17 protein-coding genes and 1 pseudogene are annotated in these 24,237 nt (G+C 35.5%); 6 read left to right on the top strand and 12 right to left on the bottom strand.

Annotated features, from left to right (window positions below; genetic code table 11):
* Positions 1-135: 135 nt before the first annotated feature.
* The 4 genes from ABL518_RS03145 to ABL518_RS03130 all read left to right on the top strand — a co-directional run bounded on the left by ABL518_RS03145 (position 136) and on the right by ABL518_RS03130 (position 2,433).
* Positions 136-1,167, top strand: coding sequence for a YhcG family protein (locus tag ABL518_RS03145; protein WP_038199734.1), 1,032 nt, complete (start codon positions 136-138; stop codon positions 1,165-1,167).
* A 76-nt stretch (positions 1,168-1,243) separates the two neighbouring features.
* On the top strand, positions 1,244-1,390 hold the full coding sequence (locus tag ABL518_RS03140) for a hypothetical protein (protein WP_007548499.1): 147 nt from the start codon (positions 1,244-1,246) through the stop codon (positions 1,388-1,390).
* Positions 1,374-2,096, top strand: coding sequence for a DNA repair protein RecO (gene recO, locus ABL518_RS03135; protein ID WP_010082260.1), 723 nt, complete (start codon positions 1,374-1,376; stop codon positions 2,094-2,096). Before ABL518_RS03140 ends, recO begins: the two co-directional genes overlap by 17 nt.
* 172 nt (positions 2,097-2,268) lie before the next feature.
* Positions 2,269-2,433 carry a hypothetical protein gene (locus ABL518_RS03130; protein WP_010962440.1) on the top strand — a complete coding sequence of 55 codons (165 nt, stop codon included), beginning with the start codon at positions 2,269-2,271 and terminating at the stop codon, positions 2,431-2,433.
* Positions 2,434-2,555: 122 nt separating this feature from the next.
* On the opposite strand, the gene ABL518_RS03125 is transcribed toward ABL518_RS03130, so the two are convergent.
* The 12 genes and pseudogenes from ABL518_RS03125 to ABL518_RS03070 form a co-directional block, all read right to left on the bottom strand.
* Positions 2,556-3,938, bottom strand: coding sequence for a PleD family two-component system response regulator (locus tag ABL518_RS03125; RefSeq protein WP_010082259.1), 1,383 nt, complete (start codon positions 3,936-3,938; stop codon positions 2,556-2,558).
* Entirely contained in the window at positions 3,910-4,206 is a 297-nt protein-coding gene (locus ABL518_RS03120; RefSeq protein WP_010082258.1) for a hypothetical protein, read from the bottom strand. The genes ABL518_RS03125 and ABL518_RS03120 overlap by 29 nt, the downstream gene beginning before the upstream one ends.
* Positions 4,207-4,210: 4 nt before the next feature.
* Positions 4,211-8,935, bottom strand: a complete 4,725-nt coding sequence (locus tag ABL518_RS03115; protein ID WP_348994399.1) for an NAD-glutamate dehydrogenase — start codon at positions 8,933-8,935, stop codon at positions 4,211-4,213.
* Between the two features lie 27 nt (positions 8,936-8,962).
* Complete coding sequence (clpB, locus tag ABL518_RS03110) at positions 8,963-11,524, bottom strand: ATP-dependent chaperone ClpB (RefSeq protein WP_095742641.1); 2,562 nt, start codon at positions 11,522-11,524, stop codon at positions 8,963-8,965.
* Between the two features lie 388 nt (positions 11,525-11,912).
* The gene (locus ABL518_RS03105) at positions 11,913-12,056 is read right to left on the bottom strand and encodes a hypothetical protein (RefSeq protein WP_173862872.1); all 144 of its coding nucleotides are present in this window, start codon (positions 12,054-12,056) and stop codon (positions 11,913-11,915) included.
* A gap of 437 nt (positions 12,057-12,493) precedes the next feature.
* Positions 12,494-12,739: pseudogene (locus tag ABL518_RS03100) on the bottom strand (PD-(D/E)XK nuclease family transposase); the annotation flags it as partial.
* 62 nt (positions 12,740-12,801) lie between these two features.
* Positions 12,802-14,631, bottom strand: a complete 1,830-nt coding sequence (typA, locus tag ABL518_RS03095; RefSeq protein WP_010962447.1) for a translational GTPase TypA — start codon at positions 14,629-14,631, stop codon at positions 12,802-12,804.
* 105 nt (positions 14,632-14,736) lie between these two features.
* A complete protein-coding gene (gene pyrE / locus ABL518_RS03090) occupies positions 14,737-15,333 on the bottom strand; it encodes an orotate phosphoribosyltransferase (RefSeq protein ID WP_095742640.1) in 597 nt (198 codons plus the stop codon).
* Between the two features lie 3 nt (positions 15,334-15,336).
* Positions 15,337-16,521, bottom strand: coding sequence for a dicarboxylate/amino acid:cation symporter (locus ABL518_RS03085; protein WP_010082165.1), 1,185 nt, complete (start codon positions 16,519-16,521; stop codon positions 15,337-15,339).
* 198 nt (positions 16,522-16,719) lie between these two features.
* A complete protein-coding gene (locus tag ABL518_RS03080) occupies positions 16,720-18,045 on the bottom strand; it encodes a dihydroorotase (protein WP_022626228.1) in 1,326 nt (441 codons plus the stop codon).
* A gap of 122 nt (positions 18,046-18,167) precedes the next feature.
* A complete protein-coding gene (locus ABL518_RS03075) occupies positions 18,168-19,409 on the bottom strand; it encodes a hypothetical protein (RefSeq protein WP_095742638.1) in 1,242 nt (413 codons plus the stop codon).
* 80 nt (positions 19,410-19,489) lie between these two features.
* Positions 19,490-19,678: a hypothetical protein gene (locus ABL518_RS03070; protein ID WP_022626229.1), complete on the bottom strand. Its 189-nt coding sequence runs from the start codon at positions 19,676-19,678 to the stop codon at positions 19,490-19,492.
* Between the two features lie 22 nt (positions 19,679-19,700).
* Between ABL518_RS03070 and ABL518_RS03065 the strand changes: the two genes are divergently transcribed.
* Together ABL518_RS03065 and ABL518_RS03060 are read left to right on the top strand one after the other, a co-directional pair.
* A complete protein-coding gene (locus ABL518_RS03065; RefSeq protein WP_022626230.1) occupies positions 19,701-21,704 on the top strand; it encodes a heme lyase CcmF/NrfE family subunit in 2,004 nt (667 codons plus the stop codon).
* A 173-nt stretch (positions 21,705-21,877) separates the two neighbouring features.
* Positions 21,878-24,103: a hypothetical protein gene (locus ABL518_RS03060; protein WP_010082186.1), complete on the top strand. Its 2,226-nt coding sequence runs from the start codon at positions 21,878-21,880 to the stop codon at positions 24,101-24,103.
* Positions 24,104-24,237 lie beyond the last annotated feature (134 nt).

Raw genomic sequence — 24,237 nt, 5'->3', positions numbered from 1 at the left:
TTGCACGTAAAGTCAATATATTTTAGTTGATGGACGAGTTTGAAGTCAATAAGGAATCCCTTCAAAGCTGAAGGCAAGCGGAAGATTGTCTTCTCGACAGACAAAGGAATTGTATAATGGATTAAAAGGAACCGTATGACAAAAATTATAGCAAAAGAATATACAGAATTTTTAGAGCAATTGAAGGATCATATTGCAACAAACCGTTATAAAGCAGCACTTGCAGTAAATAGTAAGCTTATTTTGCTTTACCACCATATTGGTACAGAGATCCTAAAACGCCAAAAAGAACATACCTGGGGAGCTAAGGTAATTGATCAATTAAGTAAGGATTTGAGAAGTACATTTCCAGAAATGAAAGGCTTTAGCATGAGAAATCTGAAGTATATGCGTAAGTTTGCCGAAGAATATCCTGATGTTGAATTTGTGCAGGAGCCTCTTGCACAATTAACTTGGTATCACAATATCACTCTTTTGGAAAAAATAGAAAGTCATGAAATAAGATTATTTTATGTAAAAAAAGCTATTGAACATGGCTGGTCACGTAACATTATGGTGATGCAGATAGAACTTGGACTACATAAACGTCAAGGAAAAGCAATAACTAATTTTAAAGAAAAATTACCATCTCCACAATCCGATCTAGCACATTACACATTAAAAGATCCGTATATTTTTGATTTTTTAAGTATAGGTAAGGATGCTCATGAAAGAGAAGTAGAAAAAGGACTCGTAGGGCATATGGAAAAATTTCTGTTAGAACTCGGTGAAGGATTTGCATTTGTTGGTAGACAATTTCATTTAGATGTTGGTAATAAAGACTTTTATATTGATTTATTATTCTATCATTTAAAGTTACGTTGCTTCGTAGTGATTGAACTAAAAGATAAGGATTTTAAGCCGGAATATGCTGGTAAAATGAATTTTTATCTTTCTGCAGTTGATGATTTACTGAAGCACTCGACAGATCAACCTTCTATAGGGTTAATCTTATGTAAATCTAAAGACGATGTACTTGCTAAATATACACTCCGAGACATGAACAAGCCAATAGGGCTAGCAGAATATCGAATAACTGAAAATCTACCAGAGAACATAAAAACAGCTTTACCGACGATAGAAGAATTAGAAGCTGAATTATCCAAAATTTCAGACGAGGAAAAGTAATGTTACTAAAATCATTCAAACAATTATTTAGCAAACCAAAAGCTCAGTATGAAATGCATCAGGCTCAGGAAGAAGAGTGGCAGCCAATAACTTACTCTCTCATAGCCTTGAAACTTTGGAAGCAAACAGTAACGGAGTAAGTGATTTTTATGGATTACACGCTCTAGGTGCACTATCCTATATATCATACGGTCAATACACTCTAAATGAGATGGAAAGATGAAGGCATCATTATAGCTGCTAAAAAATACGGCGATAAAAACTTAATTCTTTCTCTGTTTACAAAAAATCATGGAAAGCGCAGGGGATTAACTAAGCTAACAAACAATAGCAATTATAAGTTTCAGATAAGTAATCTATTACATGCAGAATGGAGTGCTAAGTTACCTGAAAATCTAGGTTTTTTTAAGTGCGAATTAATCGAATCTCCATTCCATCATTTCTTTCAAGATAGGTTAAAAAGCATTACTATTGTTTCTTTCTCCTCTATTTTAGAAAAAGTGCTTCCAGAAAGTGAACCCTGTGCCATGCTGTATGACAATTTTCGATATTTCATCGATGTAATTAAACACAACAATCAGTCTTGGCAAAGCCATTATCTTAACTTAGAGCTTCTGCTTCTTACGCAATTGGGATTCAAGTTAGACTTATCCAAATGCGCTGTAACAGGTGTTAAGGAAAATTTACAATTTATTTCTCCAAAAACTGGTAGAGCAGTGTCAAAAAAAGTAGGAGATTATTATGCAGATAAACTCCTACCTTTTCCACAAATGTTACATGATGTATACAATAATAACCTACAAAACAGCTACTCATTCCAAGAATTTCAGTTAGGACTGAAAGTCACAGGATATTTTTTAAATAAGTATCTATTTTTGCAGTTAAACGTGAAATTTCCAGAGCTGAGAAACCTCATGTTGTCGCTTTAATCTTAGCAGTCCTACGTCATACCGCGATTCATTCGCGGTATCTCTTAGCATAGATCCAGCTAACAAGTAGCGGGATGACGAACTTATCGTCATGCCACCGCGAACCGTCATACCGTGATTTATTCACGGTATCTCTTAGCATAGATCCAGCTAACAAGCAGCGGGACGACGGTTGTCAGGGTGTCATCCCAGCGCCCCTATGATGTCATCCCAGTGCCCAGACACTGGGATCCAGAAAAGTTTGCTTGTGAACAAGCAAACTAGCATGGAAAGTGGTTACAACGTTTTCGATGAGATTATATGGAAAACTGGATTCCAGTGTCAAGCACTGGAATGACAAGGTATAAACCTTATCGTCATGCTGCCGCGAACCGTCATACCGCGATTCATTCGCGGTATCTCAGCATAGATTCCGCTAACTAGTAGCGGAATGACGGTTGTCGGCAAACTTAAGCCACTTTAGCTATAGCCAGTAACCACTCTATTTCTACCACTGTTTTTTGCTTTATATAAATATTTGTCGGCACGTACTATAAATTCTTTAATATTGTCAAGGTCAGATTCTTGCATTTCTGCAATTCCAATGCTCACAGTTACATCGTGGGTTGTATTTTTATCCGCAAGTATAAAAGGTTTTTTAGCAATAATTTTTCGTATTCTCTCCGCAATAGTATACGCATCTGATACATTGGTATCTGGCATTACAACAACAAACTCCTCACCACCAAACCTAGCTAGTAAATCTGTCACTCTGATATTTTCAGAAATTCTTTTCTGTATTTGCTTTAAAAGTTCATCTCCAGCACTATGCCCAAAACTGTCATTCACTATCTTAAAATAGTCTATATCAAGTATCATAAGAGACAACCTTCTATCCTTTTCCACAGAGTCCTTAACAATGTTTCTTAAGTGTGCATCAAAATATCTTCTATTATAACAGTTAGTTAATGGGTCCTTTATAGACATTTCCGCATTATTAAATAAATTCATTCTCAAGGCATCTTGATATCTTTTGCGTTTTACTTGCGAATTAACCCTTGCTATTAGCTCACCCTCATCCAAAGGTACTGTTAAATAATCATTAGCACCTACATCAAGTGCTTTTACTAAATTGTTTTTATCATAATCCTCAGAAAGAATCAGAATTGGTGTATAACGTGTTTCCACCTTACTACGAAACTCAGAACACAAACGCAAGCCGTCAGTTTTTGAAAATTGCATATCAGAAATGATCAGGTCGTAACCATTCTCAATACCAACCTTCAATGCTTCCATTGGATCACTCAGTATTTTAATTGACCTAAAGCGTTGCTTTAATATATTATATATCTGCTCTGCTTGATGAACATCCTCATCTATAACAAGTACGTTAGCATCAAAAATCTGATTGGAATAATCCATAATACTGTTTCCTGCGACTCCACCAATCTCAGCGTTAGTTTCTCCTCTCAAACGCAATTCATCGATAATCATCTTTAAGCGTGTGAGAGACTTAATTCGTGAAGATAAAGCAGTTTCGTTTATTGGTTTAGTCAGAAAATCATCCGCGCCAGCATTAATACCTTGCACTCTATCATGAGTATCATGCAGCGCAGTTACCATAATTATTGGAATATGGGTTGTCAAGGGATCACTCTTTAGCTCCTTACAAACTTCAAAGCCATTCATCTTTGGCATCATGATATCAAGTAATATAATATCAGGCTGCTGCTTTGCTACTAAATCTATAGCTTCTTCACCATCATGAGCTACGATAACCGTATAGTACTCTGCTTTTAGTCGAGCTTCTAAAAGCTTGACATTAGATAGTACATCATCTACTACCAGAATCTTCGCTGTCATTATCTTTAGATGTATTATCTATATCGTAAGTAGGATAAAGCTTACCATTTTTACCAACTATGTAATTTACTTTCTCAGTATTACACTCTTTATATAAGTCTTCAATTCCGGCATCCTTCAATAACCTTCTGGCTTTTAACCTTACAATTGTAAAATACCTATATATAGTCTTAATAAAATCAATAAATACAGGTACCTTATTTTTATCAAGAACAATTATGCTCACTAAAGCTACAACTAAAATTTCTGAAAGACCTATATTGAACATTTTCCTATGAAGCAAGTACTTTAATCCTTCTGATTATAAATATTAATTTGCTTAAATCAAGTTTAGAAGCAACCATCTCATCTAAAAAACTATTATAACGTTCTATGTAGTCCTTATCATTACAAGCCCAGGTTTGAACCTTATCTTCAGGGTTATCAGTAGCTTTTATGACTTTAACAGCTAGCTTGTGATGGTAATTGCTTAAATCGTCCAATAAATCATTAACTAAGCTGCGATCCCAATAAGAAGAGCGGCTTTTCATCTTGATGGCAATTGTCCTAATCAGATCGAATCTTAACAGCGACTTTAACTCAAAGTATATTTTACCAGCATCAAGAATGGACAAAGATGTCTGTTCAGCAACAGATATAATATCCAGTGCATAAGTAAGAACGCACAGGTCAGCAATTTTTTTTGCTAGATCTTTATCTATATTAAGTTCCACTAAAGAAGTGTATCCATGATTATAGACCTTTAACAGGTGTTCATCTAAAACATCATGGCCTAAAGTTTCAATTGCATCTTTAAATTTTGTAACATCATCCAATTCTACAAAGCTAAGATTTTTTACTAACCAAAACGATACTCTGCCAATAAATTTCTGCACATTTCTCACTATTTGCAAGTATGAGTTAATATCAATTTTTCCATCCAATTCATCAATTTTCTGCCACAGGTTATTTAAATCATATAGGTGGTTAACAACGATATATATGTTAACTGCTTCGTGTACCTTAATTCCAGTATTCTCAACTAAATTATTAATAAATATACAGCCCATCCTATTTACAACATCATTTGCAATGCAAGTGGAGATAATTTCTCTACGAAGTTGGTGTTTTAATATGAAATCCTTAAACTCTGTTAACATCTTTTTAGGAAAATAACCTAGCAAGTAGTCATTAGATATAAGATCTTTTTCAGGCAGATCGGAATGTATAATTTTATTTTTTATTGCTGTTCTAGCATAAGATATTAGAATAGAAAGCTGAGGAGAACTGAAACCTTCTGCACCGGTTAACATCCTTGCTACCTCTTCGTCAGCTGGAAGAAATTCTACGCTTCGGTTTAACAGCCCAGATTTTTCTAAACTGAGCAGTAACCTGTGGTCCTGCTCCAATCTCTCTTTAGCTTGCAAACACTCAAGAAGTAATGCTTTTGTTTCAATTCTGTTGTGGTTCTCAAGCACCTTGGATGCAACTTCATCCACCATACTTGCCAGTATTTCATTCCTTTTTTCTAAAGAAATACCCCCTGCTTTCATAGCTGAAACAAATGCAATCTTAATGTTAACTTCAAGGTCCGAACATATCACTCCGGCTGAATTATCAACAAAATCTGCATTGATATATCCACCTCTTTCAGCATATTCTATTCTCCCAAGCTGTGTACAACCAAGATTTCCACCCTCTATAAACATAGAAGCTCTAATATCCTTACCGTTTACTCTTAATTCATCGTTTGCTTTGTCACCGACCATGCTATGACTTTCACTCTTTGCCTTAACAAACGTGCCGATTCCTCCGTTCCATATGAAGTCCACTTCTGCTTTGAGTAGATATCTAATCAAATCACTTGGAGATAACGTATCTTCCGTTATGTCAAAGCATTTTTTCATTTCTTGAGAAAGATTTACTTGCTTGCTGCTACGCTCAAATACCCCGCCACCCTGAGAGATCAAATCTTTGTTATAATCCATCCAGGTTGAAAATGGTAACTTAAAGAGACGTTTACGTTCTGTGAAACTCTTTTCTGCATCAGGATTTGGATCAATAAAAATATGCATATGGTTAAATGCGCCGATTAAATGTATATTTTTTGAAAGCAGCATACCGTTTCCAAATAGATCGCCAGCCATATCCCCAATTCCAATAACAGTTGCATCCTGGTAAATATCCTTATTCATTTTCCAAAAATGCCTCTGTGCTGCAATCCATGCACCTCTTGCTGTAATACCCATTTTCTTATGGTCGTAACCTACTGATCCACCAGATGCAAATGCATCGCCAAGCCAAAAGTTATATTCAGAGGCTATCTGGTTGGCATAATCAGAAAATGAAGCAGTTCCTTTATCAGCAGCAACCACGAGATATGGATCATCTTCATCATACCTAATCACATTCTCTGGTGGAATTATTTTACCATCAACCACGTTATCAGTAATATCAAGCATTCCTCTGATAAAACTCTTATAGCACTCAACACTTTTCTCTCTTAAAATATTCTTATCTTTATAAGCTTGCTTTATTACAAACCCACCCTTTGCACCAACAGGGACAATAACCGCATTTTTTGTCATCTGAGCTTTCATGAGCCCCAAAACTTCAGTGCGAAAATCTTCCGTCCTATCCGACCACCTTAAGCCACCACGGGCTAATTTCCCTCCTCTTAGATGTATTCCCTCAAAAAGGTTTGAATAAATATACAATTCACGATACGGACGAGGATCAGGTAAACCATTTACTTTACTTGAGTCAAATTTTGTAGATAAATATGGTTTATCGTCTTGATAATAACTGGTCCTTAAAATAGCCATTATCAAGTTAAATATCGAGCGCAAAACGTAATCATGTGAAACATTGCTGATCTCTTTTAGAAGTTCCTCAATTTTTTCCCTGACAATGTCCGTAGTTTCTGCTCTATCAATGTCTATGTTAGGATCAAATCTTGCATGAAATAGTTGTATCAAATACTTTACTATTTTTGGATGCTCTGAGACTACCTTTTGGATATATTCTGGATTGTAGTTAAATGACGTCTGCTTTAGGTAAGCACTTAACGCTCTAACCAGAAGCACTTCTTTCCACTTGAGCCCAGCAATAATGATCAAACTATTGAAATAGTCATTTTTAATTTCCTTGCTAAACACTTTCGCAAGTGTTATTTCAAATTGCTCTTTTAGAGTAATGTTGTCTATTAATTCATCGACTCTTGACAACACAAAATGGTGTATCCATATTCCACCGTTAATTTCTATGTAATAGCCATTATGAGATAGAATTTTAGCTCCCAAATTCTTAGTGATCCTTAATATCTTCGATAATTCAAGGCCTCCATTGTTTGGAGTATAAACCTTTAATTGATAATTAAGATTATCACGAGTAAGTCTTAAATCGACCTCGCTAACTCCTTTCTTCCTCACTATCTCCAATTTTTTCATATCGTAATATGCGTCATGAGGTTCGAAACTCTCTTGATAGCTTATTGGAAATGCCTTGCAATAACGGATGAATATATCCTCAACAGTGCTAAAAGTATTGTATAAATTGTCTATAAAACGATCTTCCCACTTTTCTGTAATGTTTCTTAATTTGTTTTCGATATGCAAAACTTCATCATCAAGAACGCTAGCATTTTTGGTCTTTAGCACTACATGCAATTTCATCAAATCATATTCATTGATAATGTGATTGTTATAAATATCTGAACTTCCTGCACTTGTCTCATCCTTCAATATGTCACGTATCTTGAACATTAGCCTAGCGCTAGCATAACGCATCGGTATCAGCACTATGCAACTAATAAAATCCCCGACTCTTCTTAAAAATAATCTGACCCTTGGCCTAATCGCAAGAGACATGATCGAAATGCAAATTTTAAATAATTCGTCTTCATTTGATTGGAATAATTCATCACAAGAGAACACTTGCAAAATAGAAATCAAAGCTTTGTTATTGTGGCCCCCGGTTACAAACCCTGCATTTTTTTCTATAACTTTAACTTTATCTCTTATTATTGGAATAGTTCTAATATCTTGGACCTCCGCTACAGAAGTAAATAGCCCGAAAAAACGCCGTTCCTTTACCACATTACCCTGGTCATCAAATTCTTTTACTCCTATACAATTCATGTATGTACGCCGATGGACTATTGAGATTAGATCTGATCTCAATATGTATAGGGAATCAAGGTTTGCAGAAGGAATCAACGTACTTTGACCTACTCTCATCAGGCCAAGGTCCTTTTTGCTGTCACAGACGAGTTTTTCATCTTTACCAGCAATATATTCTTGATAACCTAGAAATACGAAGTTATTATTCTTTAACCAAACTAGAAAATCTTTTTGCTCTTGATTTCGGTCTGGTGTCATTCCAGTGCGTGACACTGGAATCCACGTGTCCTTTTCCTGGATCCCAGCTGGGATGACAGAAAGACTTGCCTCATCAAGTTTCTTGAGCATTAAGTGCCAATCTTTCACAACGCAATTAACCGCTTTCAGCGTTTTCTGTAGAGATTCTTTTAATGTATCAACAAAGCTGTCACTTATACCTTTGATAATTACATATATGACTGACTCTTTGACTCCATTGCTTTCTTCCAAAGAGTAAATCTCATCTATTAGGCCATCTTTTCTTTTAATGTTAATTATGCTGTTGCTGTAATAGCATATGGTTAAATCGTGCGACTTAATAGTTGCAATAACGGAGTCAACCAAAAATGGCATATCATCGTTTGTTATCTTAATCGTGGTAAAATCGCCTTCTATTCCTGGTATATCATCTATATTGCTTACTACTAACTTACTTTCATCTTTCTCTTTTTGAGAAACAAAATTGTAAGCATCGTTTACAATATATAGCAAAAACTTATCATTGGCTTTTAGGTCGCTTTTATAAACAAAACTATAAAAATACTTAATAAATTTTTTAATTTTTTCTTTATCTTGCTGATTTTCTTGATCAGCTAACTTAAATAAAGACTCAGTGTCAACATTATGATCTATACACATTTTTTTTAACAAAAATACACAGTGAACTTAAACCTTTTTAACTAAGATTTCATTATCAAGAGCGTACACTATTAGCTCATCATTTTCTACTACTTCCCCTGATAAAACTAATTTAGCTAAATTATTTTGAATACACTCTTGTATAACCCTTTTTAAGGGCCTTGCTCCATATTCAGGGTCATAGCCAGTTTGTGCTATTAGTTCTTTAGCTTCCTGCAACAAACTTATACTCAGTTTACGCTTAGCAAGTGTTTTTTGTAAATAAGAAAATTGAACATCTATAATTTTATAGATGTCATCTCTGGTTAAACTGTGGAATATAATAATTTCATCCAGCCTGTTTAAAAATTCTGGACGAAATGCTGATTTAACTATTTGCATCACTTCATTTCTTACAGAATCAACATTCCCTTTTAGCATTATCTCAGCGCCAAGGTTAGAAGTTAAAATCAGTATGGTGTTGCGAAAATCAATTAATTTACCATGACTATCAGTGAGTCTACCCTCATCCAAGATTTGCAGCAATAGATTAAATATATCTGGATTTGCTTTCTCGATTTCATCAAACAGAATAACCTGATATGGCCTTCTTCTTACCGCTTCAGTTAATCTGCCACCTTGTTCATAGCCAACATACCCTGGAGGCGCGCCAATTAACTTTGAAACAGAATGTTTTTCCATATATTCTGACATATCAAAACGCAAAAGCGCTGATTGATCGTCAAACAGAAATTCAGCTAAGGCTTTCGCAAGTTCGGTTTTACCAACTCCAGTTGGACCTAAAAATAAAAATGAACCAAAAGGCTTATTGGTATCTTGCACCCCAGAGCGGGAGCGTCTAACTGCATTACTTATCGCTTCTATTGCATCTTTCTGCCCTATTACTCTTCTTCCTATTTCATTCTCCATGTTAAGGAGTTTTTCCTTTTCACTATGCATCATATTATCAACTGGAATTCCCGTCCACTTTGAAACAATGTTTGCAATATCATCTCCAGTCACTTCTTTCTTTAAGAAACTATCAGTAACCTTTTCCTGATTTTTTAATTCATTCTCAAGCTGAGGGATCACACCATACATCAGCTCTCCTGCCCTTCCCAAATTCCCACTACGCTGAACTAATTCCAACTCTTTTCTAGCGTTATCTAATTTTTCGGCTGTTTCTTGTATTCTAGCTATTTTATTCTTTTCCATCTGCCATTTGCTGTTCAAGTCAGCAAATTTACTGTTTAGATTTTCGATCTCTTCATTTATCTTTTTTAAACGCTGTTTAGAATTTTCATCACTTTCTTTTTTTAGAGCCTCTGCTTCAATCTTTAGCTGTATAACCTTTCTCTCAAGTTCATCAATAACTTCAGGCTTGCTATCCATTTCAATTCTCACCCTACTTGCTGCTTCATCAATCAAATCAATTGCTTTATCAGGTAAAAACCTATCTGTTATATATCTATTGGATAACGTTGCAGCAGCAATTATTGCACCGTCTGTAATTCTTATACCATGATGCACCTCATATCTTTCCTTCAAACCCCTGAGTATTGAAATGGTATCAGTTTCAGTTGGTTGAGAGATAAACACAGGCTGAAAACGCCTTGCAAGTGCAGGATCTTTTTCTATATGCTGACGATATTCATCTAAAGTTGTGGCTCCTATACAGCGAATTTCTCCACGCGCAAGAGCAGGCTTCAGCAGATTCGAGGCATCCATTGCACCACTTGTTGCTCCTGCTCCAACTAAAGTATGAAGCTCATCTATAAACAAGATAACTTTTCCCTCCGCTCTCGAAAGCTCATTAATAACTGCTTTTAACCTTTCTTCAAATTCTCCTCTAAACTTAGTGCCAGCAATTAGTGCTCCAAGATCCAAAGCTAAGACCTTTGCATCATGCAAACCAAGTGGTACATCGTTTGCAACAATTCTATTTGCAAGCCCCTCAACTATTGCAGTTTTTCCAACACCAGGTTCACCGATCAGCACTGGATTATTTTTTGTCCGCCTCAGTGATACCTGCATAGTTCTTCTGATCTCTTCATCACGACCAATTACAGGATCAAGCTTTCCTTGCATAGCAAGCTCTGTAACATCTTTTGTATATTTCTTTGCCGCATTTAATTTTTCCTCACTGTTTGGCGAGTCCGCACTGCTGCCCTTTCTCATTTCTGCAACAACTGAGTTCAGTTTTTGTGGAGTCACACCATTCTCTGCCAGAATTTTGCCTACAGTATCATCTTTTTGTGCAGTGAGGCCCTGCAGTAAACGCTCGACAGCAACAAATGAATCTTTATTTCTCTTTGCAATACCAATTGAATCTTCAAAAACTTTTGCTATTTCTCTTGAAAGTTGAAGGCCACCACTTCCTGGACCTTCAATTACTGGCAACTTTTTTATTGCACTATCCACAGCATCGGAAATACTCTGCACATTTCCACCACAAGCGTTTATCAAATCCTGAACTAAACCTGATTCATCTTCAAGCATCACTTTTAGTAAATGCTCAGGCATAAAAATCTGATGCCCAGCTCCCAACGCTTTCATTTGAGCACTTTGAATTAGACTTTTTGCTTTTTCGGTAAATTTATTTAAGTCCATAACACCAGTTAAATTCGTATTTGCTGATGTATATAACAACTGATTTCATAAATTTAAACCTAAAGTTGTTTATTGTTAGGTATGAAATTTAAAACTTTCTTAAAAAAGGAACTATCATAGTAACCATACAAATATCTTGTATCTCAAGACCTTTGGTTTTTGTTGCTGAAAATGGTTGTATTATTTAAGTTATTAACAATATACAATACTAAGTTAATGTAATTTATTTGGAGATGACAGGAAAATTTATTGTAACTTTATATTTTAAATAGAATAAAGTTCTTTTGTTAGTATTGTCCTTTTTGTAAAAAATATTCCTAATTTCTTCATCATTTCTGTGGGTAAGGTCATCTGCTTCTCTACCTCAAGTGGTTAACAAAGTTTCTTGTCACGAGGGACCAAATGGAAATCTGCTCGTTTTCACGCGAATTAATGTTACAAATTCTATACATTTCGTTACAAAATGGCATTCGCTTTCTCCATTATCCTTTACCTGCATTTTCATCAGCGTTCCTTGCGGTTTGCTTGCCATATAGGCGGAAATACAGGCTTACCCTGTTCCTTCTGTCATACAACAGTGGGTTAGGTGACTTCTCTATACCGGTGATTTGCGTACATCCAGAAATGAAAAATGTCACATTACCTTTTGGTCGGAGCTTATCAGCATCTTTAGCTCTTTAATCGTTACGATACTTATGAAGCTTCACTTACGTTCACCATACCACTAAGCCTAGCTCTCCAACCACATGATGCTTGTAGTTTATGCTCCTTTCACGATTGAGCATCTTCTTTTTCAAGAGGAGGTTCATTGTCCGCATCGCTTGGCACCAACCGGTTACCCGATTCGCACTGATGCATAGACTCAGATGGCAAAACATCTGGTTTAATAAGTTTTAGAACTCTTTTAGTTTCTTTCTGAAGGAATTCCTCTCCTTTTAAACAATATGACCGAAGACTTTCAGGTCGCACCATTTCAATAATTAGCTGGGTTCCAGCAGAATCAGTACAGAAAACATCAACAATACTTTGTTTTTTAGAGGCAATCTCAGCATCCATGATAGTGCTGAGAAATTCTATTTCTTCTATTTCATCTTTGCCAGCGAAGCCCAATATATCATTGAGAAAGTGAATGAGAATATCTTTATTTTTCTCAGTGCCAAATATTCTCTTGAACGCGAAATTGTTTTTTGGATCGAGAAATTTCGAAAAGGCCATAATTAAATACAATTAGGAGACGAATAATTATACACTATTTTTCGCAAATGTTCAACCTCTGATTACTCCTTATTCTTTGCCCTTCCTGCACGCTTACGTTCATTTGGATCAAGGAATTTCTTGCGTAAACGTATAGATTTTGGAGTTACTTCCACCAATTCATCATCATCTATATACGCTATCATATCCTCCAGTGTCATTATCTTTGGTGGAGTGAGCTTTATAGCTTCATCACTACCTGAAGCTCTTACGTTTGTTAATTGCTTACCCTTTAACACATTTATCTCCAAATCATTGTCACGGCTATGCTGGCCGACAACCATGCCACAATATACCTTATCCTGTGGCTTAATAAACATAATTCCCCTGTCTTGCAAATTGAAAATTGCATATGCCACAGCCTCACCCTTATCTGTAGAAATTAAAACTCCATTGCGCCTTCCAGAAATTGGACCTCTATGTGGAGCATAACTGTGAAATAAACGGTTAATTATGCCTGTGCCACGAGAATCAGTTAAAAACTCTCCTTGATAACCGATTAATCCTCTTGATGGCACTAAAAACGTTAATCTTGTCCTGCCATTACCAGAAGGTCTCATGTCAGTTACTTCACCTTTACGGAAGCTGAGTTTTTCCATGATGATTCCACTATATTCATCATCTACATCAATTACTACTTCCTCTATAGGTTCAAGTTTTTTACCGCCTTCTTCTTTAAATAACACGCGAGGGCGTGATACCGAAAGCTCAAAACCTTCTCTCCTCATATTTTCAATTAACACTCCAAGCTGTAACTCACCACGCCCACCTACTTCAAATGCTTCACCGCTTGGTGCCAAAGTCACAGTAATTGCAACATTTGTTTCTGCTTCCGCATATAAACGATCCTTTATAGCAGTTGAAGTAAGCTTTGTACCTTCTTGCCCAGCAAAAGGTGAATCATTAACGCTCAGAGTAATCGCCATTGTTGGCGGATCAACTGGAGTTGAGCTTACTGCAGTTGTAACTTCTGGTGCTGCTATAGTATCTGAAACCGAAGCTTCCTCAAGTCCTGCAATTGCAATTATGTCTCCCGCCACAGCTTGTTCTACTGGAATGCGTTTCAAGCCAGAAAATGAGAGCAACTTAGTTAATCTTCCTCGTTCAATTACTTTGCCATCGAGGTCAAGCACCTTAAGATCTGAATTGACTTTTGCAATGCCCTGATAAACCTTTCCTGTCAATATTCTGCCAAGAAACTTATCAGACTCAAGTAGAGTGACCAACATAGCAAAAGGTGCATTTTGATTATAAACAGAAGGTTTTATATAATCTATAACCGTTGAAAATAATGGGCTTAAATCTTTTCTTTCATCAGAAAGCTCCTTAGCACACCAGCCATTTCTACCTGAAGCATACAACACTGGAAAATCTAGCTGCTCGTTGGTTGCATCAAGGTTAAAAAATAACTCATATATTTCATTTAATACTTCATCAATTCTGCTATCTGGTCGGTCGACCTTATTGATTATCACAATTGGCTTCAAATTTGCTTTTAGTGCTTTTGAGAGCACAAATTTTGTTTGTGGCATGGGACCTTCTGCAGCGTCAACCAGCAGCAACACACCATCTGCCATGCACAATACCCTTTCCACTTCCCCACCAAAGTCCGCGTGCCCTGGCGTGTCAATAATATTGATCTTTTCATCGCCCCACATTATTGATGTACATTTTGCAAGTATTGTAATTCCGCGTTCACGCTCTTGATCACCACTATCCATCACTCGTTCTTGAACTTCTTGATTCTCGCGGAATGTGCCACTTTGTTTTAACATGTTATCAAGTAAAGTAGTTTTACCGTGGTCAACGTGTGCGATTATTGCTATATTTCGGATCGATTTAAATTCGTTCATTTTCTATCATTTCAAAATTAATTTAGTAATAAGTATACATAAAATACACTTGGAGTAAATAACTAAAGCTGTGTATAAATGCTGTGTTTCCAAGATATTATAGGATTACTTTGTTAAATATTTCCTACTCCCAGGTTTTGTTATGGGTAGTTGTTTTAATTCACTTGGAAGTTCTTCCTCGCTGTAGTTTTTGATGTTCAGTTCAATCAAAGATATGACAGGAAAAGGCAGTTTCGTTTCACTATTTCTCTTTATCAAAGAAGCTTCAGCAACAACTTTACCTCCTTCCCCTTCTGCACATTCCACTGCTTCAAGTGAAGATTTACCTGTGGTTATTACATCTTCAATGAGCAATATTTTCTCACCCTTTTTGATCTTAAATCCACGGCGTAATTCAAACTTACCATTAACGCGCTCGCAAAACATTGTCTTTATTCCAAGCTGCCTGCCAATCTCATAACCCACAATTATTCCACCAATTGCAGGAGATAATATTAAATCTATGGAGCTATTTAATTCTTTTTTTATTTTATCTGCTAATAATGCGCAAACTTTCATGGCTCTGCTTGGATTTTCAAAAATCTTCGCACACTGTATGTATGTGTCACTACGCAGCCCGGATGATAAAACAAAATGCCCATGCAAAATTGCTTCTGCTTCTTTAAATTCTTTTATTATTAGGTTATTTTCGTCTAATATCATTTTTTAAGTTTCACTATTACATTCTTTATTAATTATCTGAGTGATACAAACATCAGACCACACATTTATTGCAGTTTCAAACATATCGATGATTGTATAAATAGGCAAAATCAGTCCCATAATATGCAGAGGAACATTCATCGACATGAGATAACTGGTTGCCATAAAATAGCACCCCATCGGCACTCCAGCGTTACCAATTGCAGCCCCTGTAGCTAAAAAAATCCATATCAACATTTCGCTTAAGGAAAATACGTATCCGTTCATTTCTGCAACAAACATTACAGTGATTAGTATAAATGCAGCACATGCATTCATGTTAATTGTTGTGCATATTGGTAAAATAAAAGACGATAATTTCTTTGGCACCTTTAGCTTGTTCTGCACACATTCTATAGTTGTTGGCAATGTTGCACTGGATGATTTAGAAAAAAACGCAAGTGTGAGTGCTGGCATAACCCCTTTCAGCGTTTGAATTGGTGATATGCCTTTATACCACATAAATAGCGGTAAAATCAGAAATGCCTGCACAAAATTTGCAGACATTATGCAAACAAAATACCATAAAAGATTGTAGAACTCACTACCGCCTTTTAATTCATGCAAAAAACATGTAATAAAAGACCAAACAGCAAGCGGAATAAATTTTAATAACCCTTGAGCAATTTTAAGTAGCGTATCAAAAAGTGCAGAGAATACTTGATATAATATATCCTGCTTTTCTTTTGAAAGTGAAACAATAGCTCCACCCATCAAAAAAGCGATTAATATGCTACCAATCATATTATTTTCAAGAAAAACTTGCACAAAATTAGAAGGAATGAGTGATTTTAAATATGAAAAATAACTGTGGTTATTGCTGTTAATACTCCCTATTGTATTACTTATGAAATTTTTTCTTGCTGGATCTATTAACAAATAAAACGATAATGCAACAAACGCAGCTATAATAGTTGTAAGCAGAGTATAAAATAGTGTTTTCTTAACTAAGACTTTGATTTCAATTGAGTCTTTGAGCCCGGAAATTGTGGAAACTATGGATAAAAAAACCAGAGGTAAGCTTATTAATTTGAGCAAGCTGATAAAGATATCACTAAATAGCTTTGCTATTTCAAATATGATTTCATTGTTTAGGTAGTAAGCAACTATTGCAAGCAGTATAGAAAAAAGTATTGCAAACTTGTGCATTGAAAATAAAACTTCAAAGTAACATTATACAATAATTTTGCTGTTTTGGAATCAGATTAATAGACAAAATAACTTTACAGATTAGGGAAAGATAAGAGGATGTGTTTATTCGGAGACAGTGTAAGATTTCTTAATTTAAATTTAGGTGCACTTAGCCCATTCTGGTGATAACAAATTGGAATAGATAAGATATGATAACTAACTCTTCTGCGAGTATATAGTTTTGCCGGACACAACAGTACGTACTACGTGTCCTTTTACTTTGCGACCATCGAAAGGAGAATTCTTTGATTTACTAGCAAAGTTGTCAGTTTTAATTTCCCATTCATGATTGAGGTCAACTAAAATTAAGTCTGCAGCAAGGTTTTTTTGTATACGACCACGTGGTATGTGTATTATATCTGCAGGCTTATATGTCAATTTTGCAAGCACATCAAGTAGACCCATTTGCCCACTGTGATAGAGTTCAAGTGAAAGGGGCAGCATTGTTTCAAGACCAACAATACCAAATGCAGCATTTTCAAGTGGTAGATCTTTAGAACTACGATCATGCGGAGCGTGATCAGTTGCAATGCAATCAATCACACCTGTCTTTAAACCTTCAACCATAGCTAAACGATCTTCTTCAGTGCGAAGCGGCGGATTCATTTTTGCAATTGCTCCATGTTGTTTTACTATATCTTCAGTCAAAGTGAAGTGATGAGGGGTTACTTCGCACGTAACATTTAATCCCAAATCTTTTGCACGTTTAATAGCATCAAGTGAATCTTTTGAAGAGACATGTAGAATATGGTAGTGCACATTTTCCATATCCTTCATTAGCAGTATATCACGATTTACCATAACCGATTCTGACGCACTCAAGATCCCCTTTACTCCCAATTCTTCAGAAATTTTACCTTCGTTGATTGCGCCACCAGCAGATAAATTTAAATCTTCTGCATGTTGAGCAATAGGAACATTCAGCATACTTGAATAAAGCAGCGCCTGTCTCATAATCATTGGGTTCATAACTGGCATGCCATCATCGGTGAACCCAACCGCACCTGCTTCCTTTAAAAGTGCCATTTCAGTCAGGTGTTCTTCCGAAGTGGTGATTTTAGCGTAAAATTCAACGTTTACATGTGAAGTTTCAAGTGCTCTATATTTCAAATATTTAGCCAAAATAACGCTATCAATTGCTGGAACAGTGTTTGGCTGACAAACTACAGTTGTAACTCCCCCCGCAGCTGCAGATTTGCTGCCTGTATATATAGTTTCTTTATGTTCCTGGCCTGGTTCACGAAAATGTACGTGAATGTCAATAAGGCCTGGCATTAGAACAAGCCCTTTACAGTCTATTGTTTCATCAACTCCACTTGTTGAAAATAATGATTCACCAAAGTCAACAATTTTATCCCCTTCAGTCAATAATGAACCTTTTATATCAAGTTTAGTTTCCGGGTCGATAATACGAGCATTAGTATACGCAATTTTATAGCCTTCCTTTTGCCCTGTTTGCAACAAATCCCAAGTTTGAGTCATTATATTTGAGTATCGATTATAAAATAAATCTAAAGTTTTTTTAATAAAACACAACCAAATTAAAACACAGACTAAGAGCTGTCTTGAATTAAAGTGCTTTCATTACCCTAAAGATTTGGTTCTTATAACCTAGTTAGCTCAGTTTTAACGTTAATGTGTGAAGCTCTGAGTTCTGTTGAAGGATTTTCCAGCTGAATATCTAGCTCATTCTGTATGTTCGATAAACAAATTAAAGCTGAATCAAAAATTTCATCACACTGCTTTGCTTCATGTATATCATCAATTATTTCCTCGAATTCTTCCACATCATCCATTTCTTGCGGCGCACTTTTTAATATCGCTTTTATTTGGTTTAAGTTTTGACGAATTTTCTCCTGATATCCAACAATTCTCTCTTGATATATATCAATCATTTTTTGACATGCGTTGCCTCTAAATGGATGTTCTTTTTTCTCTTTTATGTAAGAACTTTGAAAGTCTTTACAGTTAAGGATTGCTTCTCTATGTTTTTTTATGTCATTAATTGCGCTGATTATCGACTTATCTATTTTCTTTAAATTTTCTTCCCGTTCTTCTCTTTTAATTATACTTTTGGATTCATTTTTTATCTGGTTCATTTTGTCATACAGGTTTCTGCATCCTTTGTAAGATGCCATTGGTTGTAACATTCCTTCTTTTACACCTTTATTGTAAAAATTCTTCAACTCATCACTTGATAGTATTGTTATAGCATCTTCCCTTTTACCTTGTGATTTAGGATACTTTTTATTCAATAAACTAACATGATTTAACAAGAAATCTCTAACTAGCCCTTCTTTTTTTACTTCGGATAATCTTTCTAGTGTTTCTATATATTTCAGAGTTTCCGCAAAGAGCTGTCCACCAGAGGGAGCAAATCCTTGAAGTGATTTACTCTGTGCTTTACAAAAATCGGTTTGTAAAAAATCTTCAGCTTGTTTTTTTATTACTGAAAGTTCATTAAAGGCTTTTTCTGGATTGATTTTTCTCAAAATACTAATAGCTTTTCTAATCGCTTTTTCTCTCTTTTTATTATCTTGCTTTTCATTTAATATGAGATGTTCAGTTTTGGTAAAAGCATTACCTTGATCACTCTTTGCAATGTTACAAACGATGTTTTTTACAACTTCTTCGGTTGCTGCATAATCTATTTCTTTTGCAAAGCAGTCAACAAATGATTGCCAAACTTTTTTATTAACAAGTTTACTTGTCTTATTTTCAAAATCTTCTATATCTTTGAATCCTAAAATAGTATAGAGATTTTTTTCGATTATTGGTTCGGCATGTTGTTTTGCCACTTTACCTTTTATATTGAATGGAAATTTACTAATCTTAGTTGTACCCACAATATTACCTCAATATTAACGCTATCTATAAAAGTATAAAGATTTAATATTTAATTTTTAATTAATACTAGCACAGCTAACTACGGGAGCATTATGCTAGCATCAATTAACACTTTAACTTCTAACTTGTCATCAGTAATATTGTTTATATAAAAACTATAATTTTTTATGCCTGAACTTGGGAATATATTGCTATTGCTAGCCTGCTTATTGTCTTTGACATATTTGTTTTTACCGCTTAGTTCTTGTCGGTTTATTACCACTGCCATATTTTTTTGTGTATCAGCGTCAATGGCTATTTTGATCTACTGCCACATTACAAATGATTTTTCACTTGAAAACGTATACTACCACTCACACACAACAAAACCTTTGATCTACAAGATTTGTGGTGTTTGGGGAAACAAAGAAGGGTCCATGTTGCTTTGGACCTTAGTGCTTGTCATGTATTTATTACTAATGGATATTTATATACCTTCTGTCATCCCAGTTTCCCCCTCTGTCATCCCAGTCTCTTCTTCTGTCATCCCAGTGCCCAGACACTGGGATCCAGACAATTTAATTGCAAATGAGTACATCAAATGGCAGTGTAATAAAAACTGGATTCCAGTGTCAAGCACTGGAATGACACCAGAACGAACTAATGGTAGTAAATTAAAAAAAATATCTCTTATCACTCATGGGCTGATTTGCTTTTGTTTTTTGCTGTTCACTTTAATTGAATCCAGCCCCTTCACTAAAATGCCAGGCATTGAAACAGATGGATTGGGTTTTAATCCGATATTGCAGGATATAGGCCTTGCTATTCATCCACCGATATTATATTTGGGGTACCTTGGATTTAGCGTTCCTTTTTCGCTCTCTATAGCTGGATTAATTTTAAATACTGAAGGAAATGTTTGGGCTAAAATTGTCAGGCCTTGGGTACTTATTTCTTGGTCGCTGCTCACTTTGGGCATCAGCTTGGGTAGCTGGTGGGCATATCGCGAACTTGGGTGGGGTGGATTTTGGTTTTGGGATCCAGTGGAAAACGTTTCTTTGATGCCGTGGCTAATTGCAGTAGCGCTGACACATTTGTTGCTCGTGGTACGGAATTTCAATGTTTTAAGGAACTTTGCTATTTTACTTACGCTTACAACTTTTATATTGAGTGTGACTGGAACATTTCTAGTCCGCTCAGGAATACTTACCTCAGTGCACACGTTTGCAGATGACCCAAGATATGGACTATATATATTAGCTCTACTTGGTGTAATTACAGTCAGTAGCTTAGTAATATTTGTAGTATTTACGAGAAAAAATCACACGCCTGCGATGTCATTCCAATGCTTGACACTGGAATCCAGAAAGAAACTTGCTACTCAAGTGACAGAGGGTAGAAGATTCTTTTCACGCTTTACGATGATACTGATGAACAATTTATTATTCATCACTGCCTTTTTCATCGTGTTCGTTGGCACTTTATACCCTACAGTGCTTGAGTATTTAACCGGTGAATTAATTTCAGTTGGAGCACCATATTACAATTCTTTATTTAACTCTATTGCACTAGCTATTCTAGTGCTCACCATGATCGGGCAATACTGCAGTTGGCAGGGAAATAGTCTATTGCCAATATTCCGTGAATATAGATTTTCATTCTGCAGTGCTGCAGCTATTTTGCCGTTTATCTTTCACATGGAGCTAATAATTGTGCTATCAATTACTATCTCCATAGCATTATTAATCTTTGTTTTAGAAGCATACAGTAAAAGAATTCGTTTATTTAAGGTAGCATTTGGTGAATCAATTTTATTAGCAAGAAGAGTTTCTAAGTCCTACTATGCAATGATGCTTGCTCATGCTGGAGTGGCAATTCTAGTGCTTGGTATAGCTTATTCAGTTGGTTGGCAGGAGAAAAAAGAAAATTACTTAAAAATAGGGGATAGCATAACAGTCAATAAATTTAAAGTTACTTTACGCAATATTGAGCTAATAAAAGAAAAAAATTTCCATGCAGTGAGGGGTACAATGGATATCAGGAATTTGCTGAATAATAAGATATTAGGTGAAGTAACTCCTGAATATAGATTTTACCTTGCGGAAGGTCAGAAAAATGTTGAAAGCAGTATCTACCACAATTTGCTTTCTGATATTTATGTTGTAATTGGAGAGATTGATAAGAGTAAGAGCAAAATCGCAGCCAAAGTGCACTATAAACCTGGAATGTCTATAATCTGGCTTGGATCCTTTCTTATCGCTTTTGGTTCGCTCCTTGCTGCTTTTCCTTTTAGTGGACGAGCAAGGATTGTCTAGCTGTCGTGGATTTATTAACAACGCTCCTAGGTCCAGAGTGCAACGTATGAGAAATTACCGAGCTATAGATACTGATTTGCAAAGGTTAGAACCAAAGAAAGTTATATTTTTTTATTGACAGACCTATATATTACGATATTCACTAAGGGATTAGTGAGTAATGGTTATACAATATGAATGGTGGGGTATCAGGCAAGGAAAAAGTTATACGCACTCCTTTCGATTTTAAGGAGCCTTACAGCGATTGGCGTCAAATTTTTAAACGTCCTAATCAACAGTATAACCCTTCCAACTATGATTCGTCGAGCGAAATAAATGAACACGATATAGAAACTCAAAAGATTGAAGAAGGTGATGGCCATGATTCAGGTATTAGTTCCGATGATGAGGATGACCGGACAACTTATACAGCAGTACAATTAACTAATGATTCTCTTGATAGCCAAAGATATACAGGAATATGCATTCCAACACCAACTGATGGTTGGGTAGGTGAAAATAATCATCAGACTGGTTTATCAGGTGATTTGCCAGACGTGAGTAATAATCCACAAATTTTTGAAAGTACTGATTCAGTACAGCTAGATAATATTGTTTTTAGCAATCTAATTCAGCTTTCCTTGATTAGTCAAGAGCATAATTCTACCTGCAATGATCATGTAATTTGTGATTCAGGTCACAATTCTGACGATGAGGATCAGATTCCAGAGGACTTTCCTTCAAGGAAACGAGTACGATCGATTGAAATTGATCAGTTTGAACCGTTGTACAAGAAGAGGAAAATAGAAGCACAAAATAATCAAAAATATACAGAAAATGTATGTAATCCAACAAATGGTGGTTTGTTAGGTGAAAGTGATAATCCACAAACTTTTGAAAGCGATTCTTTACAGCATGGTAGTAATGGTTTAGGTTATAACTTCAATGGTTATAGTCAAGCAACTTATAGTAAATTAAGTGCTTCAGATCAAGAAGAGGGTCAAGGCTATTCTTTAGGTGGTTCTTGTGAAAATAAAGAAAATTTGACAAAGGGCGCTGGTGGTAGTAATCAGACTTTTGAAGGTGAACAGAAAAGCTCAGAATTTCCGAAAGTTGACAATTGGTCAGATAGTGATGGGAACTCAGAAGATAGTTCGGACTCAAAAAAGGGTTCGTACTATAGTTCAGGTAATCTTGATTCAATGGAGTTAACAGATGATTTGGATTCAGAAAATGATCGGGACCTAGAAGATGATAATCCTTTTCTAAAAGACTCACTTTTTATGAAACTAAAAATGTCGTTAACTCAAAGTAAACAGGATCTGATTGATAAATGCTGTGGGGAGGTGAGAGGTATAACAGAACAAAATGAACAAAAAGATATAAAAAATACTCCAGAAAGTATTAAGTGCATAGTAGCTAAATACTTAGAAAAAGAAGTAATGTTAAATTTAAAATGTAGTTGTTGTAACAAAACTGTAACAAATACAGTATTTGAAGAAATAAAAGATCTTACTAGTGGTAGTCATATAAGTAACAGAAGTAACACTTTTGTATTTGATAACTTTCCCTATCAAAGTAAAGATAAAAACTGTAACAAAGAAAGTAAAGGTCAAAACTGTAACAAAGAAAGTGAAGATCAAAACTGTAATAAAGAAAGTGAAGATCAAAACTGTAACAAAAAAAATGAAGTGTCCGAAGAGGACATTATCAAAAGCATTGTTAGTAATTTATTGTTAGAAGGTGGGAAAGTAAAACGCCATAATTTTTTCGATGGGAATGAGTTTGAGCAGATAGTTACTTGTAATGGATTTGATGATGGTCTTTCTGAGAAATGTAAGGAAATTGAAAGCAAGCTAAAAGGTTTAGCATATGAAAGTATTGTAAACAAAAGCAAGCAGACTCAAAATGTATTAGGAGTAGACAAGGATAATAGATATTTTTGTATAGAGTACTCGCAAGATAGTATTGTTGAAGTTGCAGAAATCCTAAACAATGAAAAAGCCAAAGACTTAAATTCAAGAGTTGGCATACTCAAAATTGGAGAAAGTATAGTAAGAGTTGAAAATGTAGAAGAAATAGGGGGAAAAAGAAATTACATGGATGTCTCAAAAGGTGGTATTGAAATGTCTTTTACTACTGAGGTAGGAGAGATAAGTATTTATCTAAGTCCTAGTGAGAAAGGCAGCAATAAAATAAAAGTGGAGATTGATGGGGAAAACAGAGCAAGGCTTAATGAGTTAAAAAATAGGGGAAAAAGTTTAGGGGAAAACTGTCTTTTAGGAGGAAAAAGTGTTGAGGAAGCTATAGAGCATGAAAGTTTTGAAAGATATGGCAGTGTACCTAACACTGCTATGAAGGAACCTAGCTTAGGTTGCGTTGCTAACATAGCAAGGGGGGGGATAAGCTTGCAGAGATAAAATGATGGGCCAAATTGGCAGTATTTCGCTTTTGTAATGTACTTCAAAATGGTAGTATGCAAGCTAGATAGAACTTAATTGACAGACAAGAATTAACTGATGGAAAAATTGACATAATCAAACAATCACAGAAT

It is taken from the genome of Wolbachia endosymbiont of Drosophila willistoni, from assembly GCF_040084705.1.
Classification (GTDB): Bacteria; Pseudomonadota; Alphaproteobacteria; order Rickettsiales; family Anaplasmataceae; genus Wolbachia; species Wolbachia pipientis.
This window is presented reverse-complemented; position numbering and strand designations above follow the sequence as displayed.